11 protein-coding genes are annotated in these 15,754 nt (G+C 50.4%); 6 read left to right on the top strand and 5 right to left on the bottom strand.

Features of this window, described 5'->3' with window-relative positions:
- The first annotated feature begins 1 nt into the window (after nucleotide 1).
- The 3 genes from C6Y40_RS05115 (at nucleotide 2) to C6Y40_RS05105 (ending at nucleotide 4,855) form a co-directional block, all read left to right on the top strand.
- Nucleotides 2-1,189 carry an efflux RND transporter periplasmic adaptor subunit gene (locus tag C6Y40_RS05115; protein ID WP_105933648.1) on the top strand — a complete coding sequence of 396 codons (1,188 nt, stop codon included), beginning with the start codon at nucleotides 2-4 and terminating at the stop codon, nucleotides 1,187-1,189.
- 12 nt (nucleotides 1,190-1,201) lie between these two features.
- Entirely contained in the window at nucleotides 1,202-4,330 is a 3,129-nt protein-coding gene (locus C6Y40_RS05110) for an efflux RND transporter permease subunit (protein ID WP_105933647.1), read from the top strand.
- Nucleotides 4,331-4,498: 168 nt separating this feature from the next.
- Nucleotides 4,499-4,855: a cupin domain-containing protein gene (locus C6Y40_RS05105; RefSeq protein WP_105933646.1), complete on the top strand. Its 357-nt coding sequence runs from the start codon at nucleotides 4,499-4,501 to the stop codon at nucleotides 4,853-4,855.
- Between the two features lie 51 nt (nucleotides 4,856-4,906).
- On the opposite strand, the gene C6Y40_RS05100 is transcribed toward C6Y40_RS05105, so the two are convergent.
- The 4 genes from C6Y40_RS05100 to C6Y40_RS05085 form a co-directional block, all read right to left on the bottom strand.
- Nucleotides 4,907-5,839, bottom strand: a complete 933-nt coding sequence (locus tag C6Y40_RS05100) for a 2-hydroxyacid dehydrogenase (RefSeq protein ID WP_105933645.1) — start codon at nucleotides 5,837-5,839, stop codon at nucleotides 4,907-4,909.
- Nucleotides 5,840-5,842: 3 nt separating this feature from the next.
- Complete coding sequence (locus tag C6Y40_RS05095) at nucleotides 5,843-6,334, bottom strand: Lrp/AsnC family transcriptional regulator (protein ID WP_105933644.1); 492 nt, start codon at nucleotides 6,332-6,334, stop codon at nucleotides 5,843-5,845.
- A 141-nt stretch (nucleotides 6,335-6,475) separates the two neighbouring features.
- Nucleotides 6,476-8,620 (bottom strand): TonB-dependent receptor, encoded by a 2,145-nt coding sequence (locus C6Y40_RS05090; RefSeq protein ID WP_105933643.1) that lies wholly within the window; start codon nucleotides 8,618-8,620, stop codon nucleotides 6,476-6,478.
- 572 nt (nucleotides 8,621-9,192) lie between these two features.
- The gene (locus C6Y40_RS05085) at nucleotides 9,193-11,220 is read right to left on the bottom strand and encodes a TonB-dependent receptor (protein WP_105933642.1); all 2,028 of its coding nucleotides are present in this window, start codon (nucleotides 11,218-11,220) and stop codon (nucleotides 9,193-9,195) included.
- 244 nt (nucleotides 11,221-11,464) lie between these two features.
- Between C6Y40_RS05085 and C6Y40_RS05080 the strand changes: the two genes are divergently transcribed.
- Nucleotides 11,465-12,427: a ketopantoate reductase family protein gene (locus C6Y40_RS05080; RefSeq protein ID WP_105933641.1), complete on the top strand. Its 963-nt coding sequence runs from the start codon at nucleotides 11,465-11,467 to the stop codon at nucleotides 12,425-12,427.
- A 32-nt stretch (nucleotides 12,428-12,459) separates the two neighbouring features.
- Nucleotides 12,460-14,346 (top strand): methyl-accepting chemotaxis protein, encoded by a 1,887-nt coding sequence (locus tag C6Y40_RS05075; protein WP_105933640.1) that lies wholly within the window; start codon nucleotides 12,460-12,462, stop codon nucleotides 14,344-14,346.
- On the opposite strand, the gene C6Y40_RS05070 is transcribed toward C6Y40_RS05075, so the two are convergent.
- Entirely contained in the window at nucleotides 14,343-14,912 is a 570-nt protein-coding gene (locus C6Y40_RS05070; RefSeq protein WP_105933639.1) for an exopolysaccharide biosynthesis protein, read from the bottom strand. The two genes, C6Y40_RS05075 and C6Y40_RS05070, sit on opposite strands and share 4 nt — an antisense overlap.
- Before the next feature lie 276 nt (nucleotides 14,913-15,188).
- On the opposite strand from C6Y40_RS05070, the gene C6Y40_RS05065 reads away from it, so the two are divergent.
- Nucleotides 15,189-15,614 carry an acyloxyacyl hydrolase gene (locus C6Y40_RS05065; protein WP_105933638.1) on the top strand — a complete coding sequence of 142 codons (426 nt, stop codon included), beginning with the start codon at nucleotides 15,189-15,191 and terminating at the stop codon, nucleotides 15,612-15,614.
- Nucleotides 15,615-15,754 lie beyond the last annotated feature (140 nt).

Genomic DNA, 15,754 nt, shown 5'->3' with positions numbered 1-15,754 from the left:
CATGTCACACTTACACAAATATCTGGCGGTGCTGAGTATCACTGCCCTGTTTTACTCTTCTGTTGCGCCAGCCCAGGAGCATGATCATGCTCATGAAGCAGAGCAAGAAACCGCAGCACACACTGAAGAGCAGGCCCATGGTCACGACGAAGAACACGGCCACGACGAGCAAGGTGAAACCACTACGGTGAGCCTCAGTGATGGGCAGCGGCAGACGGCCGATATTCACCTTGAAACGCTGCAACCCATGACCCTAAGTGAACAGGTTTATGCGCCGGGCGAAATCAAGGTAAATGGCTATCGCAGCTATATTGTGTCGCCTCGGGTCAGTTCTGTGGTGACTGCCCGCCATGCCGCACTGGGAGAAAAAGTGAAGTCAGGTCAGCCACTGGTCACCTTGTTCAGTGAAGAGATGATCACTGCGCAGAGTCAGCTCCAGCAGGCGTATGTGGAGTGGCAGCGGGTCAGTAAACTCGGGCAGAGTGCGGTGGGTGAAAAGCGCTTTGTCAGTGCCCGAACCGAATACAATGCCGCCAATCGGCGTTTACAGGCGCTGGGCTTATCTGCCGCTACCATTGCCCGCATAGAGCAAAACACTAATTACCCGCTGGGAGAATATACGCTTACGGCACAAACGCCGGGTCTTATCATGACCGATGAGTTCAATCAGGGGCAACGCATTGAGCCCGGCCAGCCATTGATGTTGCTGTCTGATGAGGCGCATCTATGGGTCGAAGCCCGCTTGTCGGCCCAGGATGACCTGCATTTACAGCCGGGCGATCAGGCCAGTGTTGTAGTAGGCGATATTGCAGCAATTGGTACGGTTATCCAGGAGTCGCACACTATCGATCCGGTGAGTCGGACGCGTACAGTGCGCCTTGAACTGGATAACCAGGACCATCGTTTTCACTCCGGTATGTTTGTCGATATTTATTTTAACGGACCACAAACCGACGCCATCCTGGCGGTGCCTCAGTCGGCGCTGATGCGCGACGCTGACGGCGAATGGCAAATCTTTATCGCTGATGATGACGGTGATTTGATCCCACAAGTGGTGACACTCGGGCCGCAATACGGTGACTGGCAGGCTATAAGTGGTGTTAAGCCCGGCCAGACCTATGTGAGTCGCGGGGCCTTTTTTGTTGCATCGGAAATCGCCAAGGGCGGTTTTGATCCACATAACCATTAACAGGGGCTTATGATGTTTGCATGGTTAATAAGCCGCGCGGTGAAGCTGCGCTTTGTATTGTTACTGGTGCTTGTGGGCCTGTGTGTGATGGCTGCACTGATGATCCCGCGCCTTAATCTCGATGCCTTTCCGGATGTCACCAATATTCAGGTAGCGATTAATACCGAAGCGCCGGGGCTGGCAGCCGAAGAGGTAGAGCAACTGATTACCTATCCCATCGAAGCGGTAATGTATGCGCTGCCCGATGTTGAGGAGGTACGTTCAATCTCCAAAACCGGGTTATCCGGCATTACCGTTGTGTTTAAGGAAGGTACGGACATTTATTTTGCCCGGCAACTGGTATTTGAACGGTTGCAGGTAGCCGCTGAGATGATCCCGGAGGGGGTTGGAGTGCCTGCCATTGGCCCCAACACCTCGGGTCTTGGCCAGGTGTATCAATATCTGTTGATTGCCGAACCGGACTCAGGTTTCGACAGCATGGCATTACGCAGTCTCAATGATTACCTCATCAAGCTTATGTTAATGCCGGTTGATGGCATTACCGATGTGCTGTCGTTTGGCGGCTATGTACGTCAGTATCAGGTAAATCTTTATCCCAACCGGCTGTTGTCTTATAACCTGACCCAGCAGGACGTTGTGGATGCTTTATCCCGCAATAATAACAATGCTGGCGGCTGGTATATGCAGCGCGGACCCGAACAACTGGTGATCCGCGGTACTGGCTGGCTGTCATCAGGTCAGCAAGCACTGGAGGAGCTTAAGCAAATTCCACTGAAAACGTCAGGCGCAGCCATTGTAACAGTGGGGGACGTGGCTGAAGTCAGATTTGGCAGCGAAATACGCCAGGGGGCCGTGACTATGTCAGTTAAGCACGCCGATGGCAGTATCAGCAACCGCGGCGAGGTGGTGTCCGGTGTGGTGTTAAAACGCATGGGGGCTAACACCAATGCCACTATCGAAGGCATTAATGCCCGGCTGGATTTAATTGCTAAAGCACTTCCTGAGGGCGTTCACTTTGAACCCTATTACGATCAGGCGGATCTGATTAACCAAGCAGTAGATACCGTAGTAAAAGCCCTGTTGCTGGCCTTTATGTTCATTGTCATTGTGCTGGCACTGTTTCTGTTAAGCGTGAGGGCAACGGTCCTGGTGTTGCTGTCTATCCCGGTTTCCATCGGATTGGCGCTGGCCATGCTCAGCATGTTGGGGATATCTGCCAATCTGATGTCTCTGGGCGGAATGGCAGTAGCCATTGGCATGCTGGTGGATGGTTCGGTGGTAGTAGTGGAGAATATTTACCAAAAATTACCAAAAAACAGTACTGAAACCCATAAAATACCCACTTTAGTGGTGATTGCGGCCCAGGAAGTGGCAAAACCTGTCTTTTTTGCGACGCTGATTATTCTGGTGGTATTTACCCCGCTGTTCAGTTTTGAGGGGGTCGAAGCCAAGCTGTTTCAGCCAATGGCCATCGCCATTATGCTGGCCCTCATTTGCGCCGTGCTGGTGGCGTTGATATTTGTGCCGGTACTGGCCACCTTTTTACTGAGCGCACGGCCGGTTAAGCAGCGCAATAACCCTCTTCTTAGTGTACTGGAGCGCAGTTATGCGAGACTGCTCAAGGTTACTATGGGACAGCGAAAATGGGTTTCTGGCAGTTCATTGGTGTTGATATTGATTGCCGGCGTGCTGCTCCCGCGGCTGGGCACTGAGTTTGCGCCGGAGCTGGAAGAGGGAACCATTAACCTGCGGGTGACACTGGCACCTTCAGCCAGTCTGGAAACGGCGCTAAGCGTGGCTCCGAAACTGGAAAGCATGTTGCTGGAATTTCCTGAAGTGACCTATGCGGTGAGTAAAATTGGCCGCGCCGAGATTGGCGGCGACCCGGAACCGGTAAACAATATAGAAATCTATTTGGGCCTGCGCCCGGTCAGTGAGTGGCAAACCGCGACCAACCGAGTGGCACTGCAGGAAGCCATGGCCCATAAACTGGAGGCGCATCCGGGATTACTGTTTAACTTCTCGCAGCCTATTGCTACCCGCATAGACGAACTGCTCTCCGGAGTTAAAGCGGAGCTGGCAATCAAACTATTCGGGCCCGAACTTGATGTACTGGCTGAGTATGGCCAGCAGATTGCTGAAGTAGTCGGCGGCATTGCGGGCGCTCAGGACGTAGCGATGGAGCAAATAAGCGGCGAAGCTCAGCTAGTCGTGCGGCCGGTGCGTAAGCAGCTTAGTCGTTATGGCCTGGACGTCGCGGATGTGATGAATCTGGTCCAGCATGGGCTTGGCGGCGCTTCAGCCGGGCAAATTATTAACGGTAATGAGCGGTACGATATCGTGGTGCGTTACGCCGAGGCCTTACGGGATGATATCGCTGCCATCAAAGAACTACGACTGCTGACCGCTCAGGGGGCCTGGATCCGCTTGCAGGATGTCGCGTCTGTGGCGATTGAGTCTGGGCCGCCTCAAATCCGCCGGGATGATGTGCAGCGCCGGGTAGTGATTCAGGCTAATGTTGATGGTCGTGATATGGGCAGCGTGGTTGCCGATATTCAGGCCGCCATAGAAGCTGAGGTTGCCCTGCCTGGCGGTTATGCCGTGCAGATTGGCGGGCAGTTTGAGAATCAGCAACGCGCCATGCAGCGCTTAATGCTGGTAGTTCCAATATCTCTGTTGCTGATTGCTTTGCTGTTATATTTTGCGTTTACCGATATTCGCCTGGTTGCGCTAATTATGGTGAATATTCCGTTAGCCGCCATTGGCGGAGTGTTTTCTTTGTATGTGAGTGGTCACTATTTATCTGTGCCAAGTTCAGTAGGTTTTATCACTTTGTTTGGTGTGGCTGTATTGAATGGTGTGGTGATGGTGGAAAGCATCAATCAGCGGCGAGAACAAAGCACAGATCTGAGTGCTGCCATCTTCGATGGTGCCTGTTCACGACTTCGGCCGGTATTAATGACTGCGCTGACATCGGCGTTGGGGCTCATTCCAATGTTGTTGTCTGACGGACTGGGTGCAGAAATCCAAAAGCCATTGGCGGCGGTGATAGTTGGTGGGCTTATCAGTTCTACCTTGCTCACACTGGTGGTTATTCCGTCACTCTACAGCAGCTTTATCAAGCAAAAATCAGCGGCGTAATTATCCGCTGATTTTGCTACACAACCCAACAATTATGCCCCGCAGCAAAACGCTTTCAGAGTAAGCTGCCGGGGCATCAATCGTATACTAAACCCTCATGCTTTCATGTGTTCCCAGGGACGGGGTTATCTTCCTATTTTATTCACATTGCCATTAACCGGAGTTTAAATGAGCTTATTGCAAACCGTTGTTCAGCATCCTTCAGAAGCACCTGCTACCAGCCACGCCGATCCTAAAATTTTATTAGAAGGTAATCCGTTACTGGAAAAGTGGGCGCACGTGGCGTCGGGCAACGACAAGATTAAAGTGGGTGTAATGACCTGCGAACCCAGTGTTAACCGCTCGGTGAAAAAAGGCTTCTTTGAGTTTTGCTATATCATTGAAGGGCTGATTGAGCTGACAGAAGATGGTGGTGAGCCAGTTACTTATAAAGCTGGTGATACCTTTTTAATGCAGGAAGGTTTTGCCGGTACCTGGCGGACTATCGAAAAATACAAAAAAGTTTATGTGTGCGTTTACGATTAAGCGTTACCTGACACTAAAAAAGGCAGCCTCAGTGCTGCCTTTTTAATTACCTTAATAACCTCTGAGTTTATCCACTTCACCGGTCATGGTTTTACCGGCCAGCCAGAGTTGCAGGTTTTCTACCAGTCGTAATGCCGCCGTGTCATTGCGTGTCACCGATGCAATGTGTGGCGTAATATGAATATTCGGGTGATCCCAGAAAGGATGGCTTTTGGGTAATGGCTCAGGATCAAACACATCCATAATGGCTTCGCTGATGTGTCCGGCATCCAGATGAAACAGCAAATCATCGGCTACAAGCTGTTCACCACGGCCGGCGTTTATCAGTGCGGCGCCCTTGGGCAATTTGGCCAGTAATTCTGCGTCAAGAATGCCTTTGGTGTTGGCCGTTAAGGGCAATAAACTAATCAGAATGTCAGTGTTGCCCAGCATTTCAGCAGACGGCGTGTCACCTGAAAAAGTTAGCACACCAGGGAGTTGCTTGGTGCTGCGGCTATAGCCCTGCACGGCGAAGCCCAGCCCGCTTAACGTATACGCCACCTGGCTACCCAGTTCGCCCAGGCCCAGAATGCTGATAGTGCATTCATGGGGGAGCTTAACGCTGTGGGGCTGCCATAGGTTCTGGTGTTGCTGGCGCTGATAGCGAAATATGTCGCGATGGAGCATCATGACCGCCGTTAGCACCCAGGTTTGCATCTGGGTGGCAATCGAGGGGTCTATCATTCTCACCAGTTTTAAATGAGACGGGAGTGACGCCGGCGCGAATTGATCAACACCGGCGCCTACGGAGAAAATGGCTTTAAGGTTAGGAAACTGCTGCTGATAATTGTCAGGCACTGTCCAGGTGATAATGGCATCTACGGCTTCTGGCTCTGGCACTTCAGGCCAGGTAAACCAGCGCACTTCGGGTAATGCAGCATTTACGGCTTGCTGCCAGCACTCGCCCCGCTCAGCGGGGCCTTTATACAATAGGGTTAGCGCCACTTACTACTTTTCCGGTTTAAACAAAGTGGTTAGCGGATAGTGGAGTTTTTCGATTGGCGACTTCAGTACGATATAGCTGAAGTATTTTGCAATGCCAAAATCCTGTTCCAGTATCTTTTCCATCAGTGTTTGATAATGGGTAATCCCACGGGTAACAAATTTGAGCAGGTAATCATAACCGCCACTGATCAGGTGACATTCAATCACTTCATCAATGGTGCGGATATTGCGCTCAAACTTCGCGAAGTCTTCCATGTGGTGATCGGTTAACGTGACTTCAGTAAAGACTGTTGCCGTTTCACCTAATTTATCCAGCGCAATTTTTGCGTTATAGCTAGTGATATAGCCGGCTTTTTCCAACCGTTTAACTCGCGCCAGGCATGGGCTTGGCGACAGAGCGACTGCATCCGCCAGGTCGGTATTGGTAATCCGCCCGTTTTTTTGCAGTTCTGCCAGTATATTAATGTCAATGCGGTCTAATTTAGTGCCAGCCACAGTATTATCCTCTTAGTACTTCTCGGTCTTCGTCACATTACCGTCATCATGGAAAACAGTCACCTGATTTACATGCTGCACAGGGTAATTATCGAAGTGTCCGGACCAGCCGGAATTTCCGGCCAGCCCGATTAAGCAGTGTTAAAAGGCGTATTTCACGCTGACTTTCGCCTGACGCGGTGCGCCTGGCATGGTCCACATAGCCGAGTAAGAACTGGCGTAGTACTCTTTATCGAACAGGTTTTCGATATCGGCGTTTATGCTAAGTGAATCCGTTAGGTTTACTGAACCAAACAGTCTCACCGTGGTGTAGCTTGGTAAGATGTAATTCGGATCGATCAGTTCCCCCGGGCGTTCGTCTACATAAGTTACGCTCGCGCCCACTTTAGACTCTTTACCGGCAATATCCATGTAATGAATGCCCGTTACGTTTAACTTGTGTTCCGGAATATTCAGTAACTGTGTACCCGCCGGAATATTCACCAGCCAGTCAGCATTGATAATGTCGTTGGAAGTGGTGGCATCAACAAACGCGTAGGCAACAGTGACCATAGTGTCCTCACCGAGCATGGCAGTTAGATCCACTTCGATACCCTGACTCTCCGCTTCACCAATAGTGTCTGAGAAACCGGCATTAGCAGGAATTGGATCGGCGGCCAGAACGTTAGATTTCTCGGCACGGAACAAAGCTACTGTACCGGTCAGACTCTCGTCTTCATTATTAAACTTAACCCCGGCTTCGTAAGATTTACTTTCTTCCGGCTCAAAGGTTTCGCCCGCCGCGTTTGACCCTGAGTTAGGACGGAAGCCTTCTGAATAGCTGGCATAAAGGGTATAGAGCGATGACGCCTCATACACCAGGCCAAATCTTGGGCTGGTGGTGGTTTGAGTCTGCGATGAGACGGTCACCGGATCAGTGCGGTAATTCTCAAATTCCTGATCATAGTTATCCACCCGGATGCCCACCTGCATTTTGAACTTTTCGGTGACATCAATCTGATCCTGGAAGTAAACCCCTACTGACGTTTGGTTCTCAGAATCGAAACGATTTGGCGATAAGTCTGGCAGTGGCTGACCATATTCTGGGTTATATTTGTTTACCGCATAAGTGGTATCATTTACGCCCCAGGCAACGCGCCAGCGATTCTGCAGGATGTCGAGGGTGTAGTCATAGGCATCTGTACCAAGCAGGATATGATGGGCCATGCCGGCCAGTTCCACAGTACCACTTAATTCAATGCGGCCAGCTAAGTCTTCGGCGTCATAATCGCGGTACAGACGGCGACGGTTAACGGTTTCTTCAAAACCTTCTTCGGTAACTAACTGGCGTCCGCCGAGTTCAACCTCAGAGGCAAAGCCTTCGAAGGATGATTCACGGTAGCTTAAGCCAGCCAGTAGGCTCCAGTCGCTGTTTAACTGATGCTGAAGAGTTAATTGATGACCGGTGGCTTCGATTTGCACCGGACCATCGTTTGGTTCGCCATAAAATACATCAAGCGGTACATCAAAATAGTCATAGTTAGTGACTAGTACACCGCGGTCGAAAATCAATTCCTGATCGAGGTATTCAAGTTCATATACCAGACTGGTATCGCTTGAGATGTTGTAGTGGAAAGATGGGCTGATAGACAGTTTCTCGGAATACACTTCGTCGCGGAAGCTGCCTGCATCTTCGTAGGCGCCGTTTACACGGAAGGCGAGATCGTCGGTGATGGCATTGGTGTAATCACCTTCAAGGCGGTACAGGTCGTAGCTGCCTGCTGTGGCCTGAATATATCCTTCTTCATAAAACTGCGGCTTTTTAGTGATGATATTAATGGTACCACCCGGTTCACTGCGGCCGAATAATGCTGAGCCCGGGCCTTTAATGACTTCGATAGCCTGGATGTTTGACGTTTCACGGCGACCACTATAGCCGCGGCCGGCGCTAAAACCATTTACCAGGTAGCCGCCTGGCAGGTTTTCATCGCCTGCGAAACCGCGGATGGCGAAGCTGTCCCACATACCACCAAAACTGTTCTGGCGGGCAATACCGCTGGCAAAGTCTATAGCACTCTGGAAGTCATTAACCCCCAGATCGTCCAGCAGTTCGGCACTGACGACATCAATATTTTGTGGCATTGATTTAAGAGGAATATCACCACGATACGGTTGACGCTGCTGAACAACTTCAATTTGCTCGATGTCATCGGCATCGGCGTTAGTCTGGGCGTTGACAGTGGATGACAGTGCGACTGATACAGCAGCTGCAAGCACTGACTTCACGATAATTCTGTTGGTGTTCATCTTGTGTTGTTCTCCAATGAGTTCTCTGGTCAACGGCAAAAGGAGGTATCCGACAGCCTGTGGTTGTTATTGTGCTATCTGAAATTCTTTTTTTAAGTGGATAATCCTTCCACAATCAGTATAAGTGTAACGCCGCGCTCAAATTGCGTTGAAAAATCCCCTCTGCGCAGTGAAAAATATCAAGCCTTAGGTTGATGCAGCAGAAAATGCTAATTGGATAAAAAAAGCTGGAAATGGCGAAGATTGGCGACCTTTAAAACAGAAAATCGTATACGAAAAAGAGCTTTCAGGTGGTAGGCTCACGATTAGCGCCAGAAAACGACGCTAATCTGCAGTATATTGAGGTGAACGACATTTTAACTAGTGCGTGTTTCGGTCCGCCAAAACCACCATGAAAGCACTGCGGGCAGTAAAATGCTTGGCAGAAGCAGGCCTATCACTAAAATGCCGGCAAAATCTGCGGGCAGTATCCACACCAGAATGGCGCTGATGGGTCCTGCCGTGATGGCCAGCATAGGAGCAAGGCTTAATTTCGTCAATTGCCGAAATTAAGCCAGATGGATTACGATATATTAAAAGCGGTAACTAATGCTGGCGCGCAGTGTGCGTGGTTCAATAGGATGGTAGTGGAGGTCTTCAACACCCTCTTCAGGCTCACCAGGCAGGCGGCTGGCATACCAGTAATCGATATCATGGTCGTTGCTGTCCAGCAGGTTAAGTACCGACAGGCTGCCCTGCCACTGGTCAACTTCATACACCAGGCTGGCGTTGACTACAGTAAAGGTGTCGGACTGGCGTTCTTTAAAGCTATCCAGCGTACGTTTACCAAAGTACCGTACGCGCAAATCGCTGCGCCAGTAATCGTTCATTTGCCAGTTAAGGCCAACACTGGCAACTACCGGTAATGAACCTTCAATATACTTACCTTCGCCGGGTTCATCCTCGCGGTATTTCGAATCAGTCCAGGCAAATTCCAGATCAGTGGTCAGGTTAGATGTAAACCAGTAATAGGCGGAGAATTCCACACCCCAGCGGCGGGATGCACGGCTGGCTTCTGTGTTACCGGCATCGCCAACGAAAACCAGTTCAGAGTCGTTCTCCAGATACCATAACGAAAGTGAGGCATTGTAGTAGCGATAGCGTGCCACCCTTAAGCCAATTTCTGCACCTTCGCCTCTGACCAGCAAATCAACCGGTTCAGCCGCCTCGCCAGTGGCTGGGTCGATACTGATAACCGCGCCGCGGGCATCGTTGGAGTGAAAAGACTGACCCACATTTACATAGGCCTGCCAGGCATCATTTAAAATATAGCTCAGGCCGCCTTTGAGACTGGTGATGTTATCGCTGTCGTCACCACTGTTTGCGCTTAAATCACTGTTAACGTCCACAGCCAGGTAATCGTGGCGGATATCCACATGGCCAATTAAGTTGTCGGTAATATCAACATCAACCTGCAGAAACGCAGCCACCGAATACTCATCCACACTGTCGCGTCGAACCGGCGACTGACGAACGCGCTGGTTGGTGCGATACAGGCCTACTTCGCTGATGTCGTCATAACGCCATTCCAGGCCGCCAGTAAAATGTACGTGAGAATCACCTACAGTTGTCGAATGGAAACGGGTAAGTGTACCGCCATATATTGCGCGGTCGTCGACCTGTTCAAACTGATCGCCTGCCTCAGGGTTATCCAGAAAATAAGTAAAGTTAGAGAACAGGTTCAACTCGCTGGAAATGGCATAGGCGTTTACCATCCAGTCGGCCGATTGCCAGTTAACCGATAAGCTGTAGCGATTGGACTCACCGCCGAGCGTTGGATCCAAAGAGCCCAGTTCATCTATCAGGCCGCTTTGTACCGCGCGCAGTGGGATCTGATCGGCAGAATTCCAACTGTTGTCGTAACCTAAAAAAGTAATGTGCAGGATGCTGTCGTCAGTCACCTGTCGAAAACGGGCGAAGGCACTGGTTTTCGCAATGTCTTCATCTATATCGGTCCAGGGGCCGTCGTATTGCTGCCATTCTCCACCCACTGCAAGATTACTTTCGCCCACTGCTAAGTTAGTGGCTGCCACAGTGCGCAGGAAACCATTTTCGCCAATCTCAAGCTTGCCGAAGGGTTGATCAAAAGATGACATCAGCGAAAAATTGGCTGAGCCAGCCACAGAAAAATCCCCCTGCATCGCGCGGTAGGGCCCTTTCTGATAATCGATGCGCTGAATAAATTCAGGGGTGATAAAGTTAAGGTCGGTATAACCCTGACCGTGCCTGTGAGTGCGCATGTTCACCGGCATGCCATCCAGTGAAATACTAAAGTCGGTGCCGTGATCGAGGTTAAAACCCCGCAGAAAGTACTGATTCGCTTTACCTGAACCGCTGTGTTGGGTAACCACCATGCCCGGCACGAATTCCAGTATCTCGCCAGGGCGCAGCAACGGGCGCTGGGCAATGTCGCCGGTACCGATTACGCCTTCTGAGGCAGAAATCGACTCACCTATCAGGTCGCTTTGTTTACCAAATACCACCACGCGCTCAATATGCGGGCCATCTGCGAATGCTGTGGCAGAGGCCAACAGCGAGGTAGAAAAAATCAGATATTTCAAAACTCAAACTCTAATAAAAAAGGAACTTACTGATCTTAACGTTTTAGCCAGCGGATTGGATGCAGGATCCGATAAAAAGGGCAAATCACTCGACATGAAATGCTTTCACTTATTGGCAGAGAGGAAAGGAATGCTTATGTGTATGACAAAATTGTAAGACTGAACACTAACAATATTGTCAGTTGAACATCATAAAAACTCTTATTAATGTGTTGCTTATAACATTTTGTTAATAAGTTAACCGATGAACATACTGGTAATTGGATGTGGGGCGATTGGCAGCTTTTATGCCGAACGTCTGGCGAATGCCCGGGCAACTGTCACTGTCACAGCTCGCGGTGCACATCTGGATGCGCTAAAGCGTAATGGCCTTACAGTGATCCACGATGGCGAAACCCGCCATCAGGACGTCATTGCCTGTTCTCATCCTGAATTACAATCTACCAGCAAAGTTGATGATTTCGATGTCATAGTCATTGCGCTGAAAGCTACGCAAACCAAAGCGTTGCTCAACGAATTGGGAAGCTGGTTAGTCGCTGGCAAAACACCAGTGCTGTCGGTGCAAAACGGCGTAGATAACGAGCCTTTGCTGGCTTCTGTAATTGGGCAGGCGCGTGTATGGGGCGGCTTGTCGGTGCGCAGTGGTGGCGAAATATCACAGCCCGGGGTGGCCACAACCACTGGCATTTATAAAGTCATTATTGGCCCCTGGCCCGCGTCTAATACCATCCCTTCTAATTTAACGGCCTTGGCCAGTCTGTGGCAAAGCCAGCATGTCCCCCTTGAGGTAAGTAATGATATTCGCAAAGAGCTGTGGAAAAAACTGATTGTGAATTGTGGGGTGAACCCGCTGTCGACGGTCACGCGACAAAAAACCTATGAGTTAACCCATCAGCCGGAGCTCGCCCAAAAGGTTTATGGCGCCATGCAGGAGACCGGCAGGGCAGCCGCTTACGATGGGGTAGAAATCACCCCTGATGAAGTAGATGACATGTTCAACCTTATCAAGTCTTTTAACTCCATTAAAACCTCCATGTTAATTGATCTTGAGAAAGGCAGAGAGTTGGAGCTCGACGCTATTTTAGGCAGCGTGATTGCCCGTTGCCGCTTGCTGGGTAAACCAGCACAAATTACCGAATCTCTATGGACAGAGCTGACTTCAAAACCCTTGCCAGACAGCCTGGATGGCTTGTTTAACCGGGAATAAAAACACCGTTTGTCGAAGTAAGGAGCCTTACCGTGTTGTCGTCATTAAAAAGAAAGCTCTACGTGCCGGTGGCTATACTGGCCATTGTGGCCATCATTGCCCTGATTACCTCATTCTTTGTGATTTCTGTATTGGGCAATGCCCAATCCTCGGTGGAAGCCATCGAGCGCTACGCGGCAAAAGCCCGGCAAACGCAGTTTATGCTGGTGAATTATTTTGATGGTGAGGTTAGCGTAGCTGTGCTAACTGACGCGGTAAATGAACTTAAAAATATCCCGGACTCGCTGACCACACACGTGGAGGCCAATGAGTTTTCCGGTATAGCTAATCGGATAGCCCGGGCTGACGACCACCGTCAGCAAATGCTGCAACTGGAAGAGCAGTTACTGGCGGCCACCGACAGTTCCATTAATGAGTCAAATTCGTTTTTAAAATACGTTGCGAAGAAGCTGCTGAAAGATCCGGTGTCGTTGCCTGAAGGGGAAGTGCGCACCATCATTGGCGCCACCAATAACACCGACACTAACTATCGTATCCAACGCCTGTTTCTGCGCATGATAAACGATAGTAGTCTGGTTCCTGAGTTGCGCGAATATATCAGTACCGCCATCGAAAATACCCGCAAAGACCTTATTGCGCTCACCGGCACGCCGGTTGAAAACGCCGCTCGGCGTGGTTTGGAGCTCAATATTCAGGCCCAGGAAGTCAGCGAACAATACATTGACAATGCGGCGCGGCTGAGTGAGCTAAGAAAAGCACTGCTAAGTGATTTTTCAGAGTTTATAACCCTTCTGGGCAACGTTCAGACCAGCCGGATTGATGAGAGCTTTGCCGACGTGCGGGGCGCTATCATTATGCTTTCAACGCTGACTATTATTGGCATTGTGCTGGTGGTCTTTATTAACCTGGCGGCCGGGCGCAGTATTACCCAAAGTCTGGACTTAATCAGTAATCGCGCGGGCAAGCTGGCCGACGCCGGCGGAGATTTATCAAAGAGGCTGGATGAGAGTGGCGATCGTGAAATCGCGCAACTGGCTCAACAGTTTAATCGCTTTATTGAGCATATCCGGGGGATTGTGGGCGAAGTGAAAGAGTTGTCTGCTACAACTTCCTCCATGGCCAGCTCTGTGAATACCGGCAACCAGTCGATTGCCCGGGATCTGGAGGCACAGCTGGAACAGGCTGATGGCCTGGCGACCTCCGCCGAAGAAATGCTGGCTTCTATTGAACAGGTTACCCAGCACGCGGCCGGGGCGGCCAAGGAGGCCAGCAATGCACTGGCAGAAACCCGTAATAGCCAGGCACTGCTTAATTCAACTCTGGCTAACAGCCAGACCATGTCCAGTGATGTGGCCAACGCTACCGGTCAGATGGAAAAACTGGCCGGGCTGGCCGAAGAAATTGGCGGCGTGGCTGAGGTGATAAATTCCATTGCCGAGCAAACCAACCTGCTGGCGCTGAATGCGGCTATTGAGGCGGCCCGTGCCGGTGAACATGGCCGTGGCTTCTCGGTAGTAGCCGACGAGGTTCGTAATCTGGCCACTAAAACCCAGCAATCGCTGGGCCAGATCCAGGTGTCTATAGACGGGCTTCAGGGCGCTACCGAAATTGCAGTTAAGGCAATGCAAAGTACCCATTCTGTCAGCGATGAAATGGTTAAGCATACTCAGGAGGCCGCCGCTTCGCTTGCTCAGGTCACGGATATTATTGCTGCGATTGCCGACAATAATCACCAGATAGCGCTGAGTGTGGAAGAGCAGGCTGTGGTAATACGCGGTGTAAACAGTGCTGTAGTGGCCATCAGGGATTTATCGGCCAATGCTCAGCAGCGAACACAGAATGCGGCAGGTTCCACCGCCAGTATGTCGCAGCAGGCGGAGCAGTTACGCCTGTTGGTAGCCAACTTTAAAACCGGCTAGAGCACCTGCAGCAGTAACATGCCTGTTGCCGCCTGGCACAGTATGCCTGCCAGTAACACCGCGCCGTCTTTGCTCATCATTCCCACCGCGGTGAGGGTTATGGAGAAGGCAGGCACTGCTGCAGCAAAGGGCACCACTTCCAGTGGGATCATGCTCAGGGCAAACAGCGCGCAATAAACAGCAACAAAACGCGACGCCGGGCTTTGAGTTAACCCGGTTAAGCGCGGAGTGAGTATTTTCTCGGCTTTTACCACGTAGGGTCTGGACTTTTCTACTGCACTTTCCAGCTTTGCGTGGCTCAGAGAGCGATTCTTCAGAACGGCGGGTAACCAGGGATGTTCGTCGCCAACTGCCATCTGTAAGCAGATTATACACAGTGTTACGCCACAAATAGACGGTACACCGGGGATAGCGCCGGTAGGCAGCAAGGCTATAAGAGCAGGCAGAAGCAAAAGTGGCCCGAACCCGCGGCTTTCAAACTTGTTGACCACATCGCCCACCGACACCTCGCCAGTGGTTTTGTCCAGCAGATCGTCCATGATGTCACTGACTTTGTTTTTACTCATGCCTGATTATCCGTGTCTGTGAATACACCTATCATACACTATCCGAACTTTATGATAGCGGCATGACCAGACTGCCATTATTAAAACTCATTGCTGGTTTTTCGGGGGATTACAGACAGGGCCCTTGTCTAAATCTTATTGTGCCTGGAGATTGTGATCTGTCTGTAAAGATCATTCTTTTTTATGAAATGAATTTAATCTTATTAAGCAATAATCATCCATTTAATTAGGATTTAAAATACAGTTATCGCCTTATGATGATTGAGAATTCTATTTATGAACAGACTAATTTTAAGCCTCTGCCTGCTATTACTGCCAACCCTGAGTGTGGCAGGTAATCCTGGCTACTCTGTAGACTATATCCGCGGTGAGGGCGATGTCGAAGGGATTAAGCTAGCCGCACGTTACAACGCCGGACCGTTGTCATATATCAGCGATGACATCCTGCTGTACTGGGAAGCGAGTGTTAATTTCTGGGAATACGGGGCTGAAGATAACCACGATACCGATTTTGTGCTGGCGGTCTCGCCGGTGCTGGTAAAGCAAATTGGCACAATCAAACAAGCTCCTCTGTTTCTGGAAGCCGGGATTGGTCTCTCGCTTATTGAAGACACCACCTTCGCAGGTAAAGACGTTAGCACTCACTATCAGTTTGAAGATCGCCTGGCAGGGCAAGATCACGAACATTTATTGACCAACTGAGTTAACAAGAGATATTACAACTGGACGAAATTTAGTGACTGTGATCTTATACTCTCTTTTGCGGAGAGAGTCATGGGTACAGGTGCATTTGAACAGCTTTTTAGTGAGTTAGAAGATCCTCGTCAATCAGCTAAGGTGGC

This window comes from Marisediminitalea alba (genome assembly GCF_002993365.1).
GTDB lineage: Bacteria > Pseudomonadota > Gammaproteobacteria > Enterobacterales > Alteromonadaceae > Alteromonas > Alteromonas alba.
This window is presented reverse-complemented; position numbering and strand designations above follow the sequence as displayed.

Bases quoted from the DNA above. Each gene is read 5' to 3' on its own strand.
- C6Y40_RS05115 (WP_105933648.1), top strand. From the start codon at position 2: ATGTCACACTTACACAAATATCTGGCGGTGCTGAGTATCACTGCCCTG.
- C6Y40_RS05110 (WP_105933647.1), top strand. From the start codon at position 1,202: ATGTTTGCATGGTTAATAAGCCGCGCGGTGAAGCTGCGCTTTGTATTG.
- C6Y40_RS05105 (WP_105933646.1), top strand. From the start codon at position 4,499: ATGAGCTTATTGCAAACCGTTGTTCAGCATCCTTCAGAAGCACCTGCT.
- C6Y40_RS05090 (WP_105933643.1), bottom strand. From the start codon at position 8,620: ATGAACACCAACAGAATTATCGTGAAGTCAGTGCTTGCAGCTGCTGTA.
- C6Y40_RS05080 (WP_105933641.1), top strand. From the start codon at position 11,465: ATGAACATACTGGTAATTGGATGTGGGGCGATTGGCAGCTTTTATGCC.
- C6Y40_RS05070 (WP_105933639.1), bottom strand. From the start codon at position 14,912: ATGAGTAAAAACAAAGTCAGTGACATCATGGACGATCTGCTGGACAAA.
- C6Y40_RS05065 (WP_105933638.1), top strand. From the start codon at position 15,189: ATGAACAGACTAATTTTAAGCCTCTGCCTGCTATTACTGCCAACCCTG.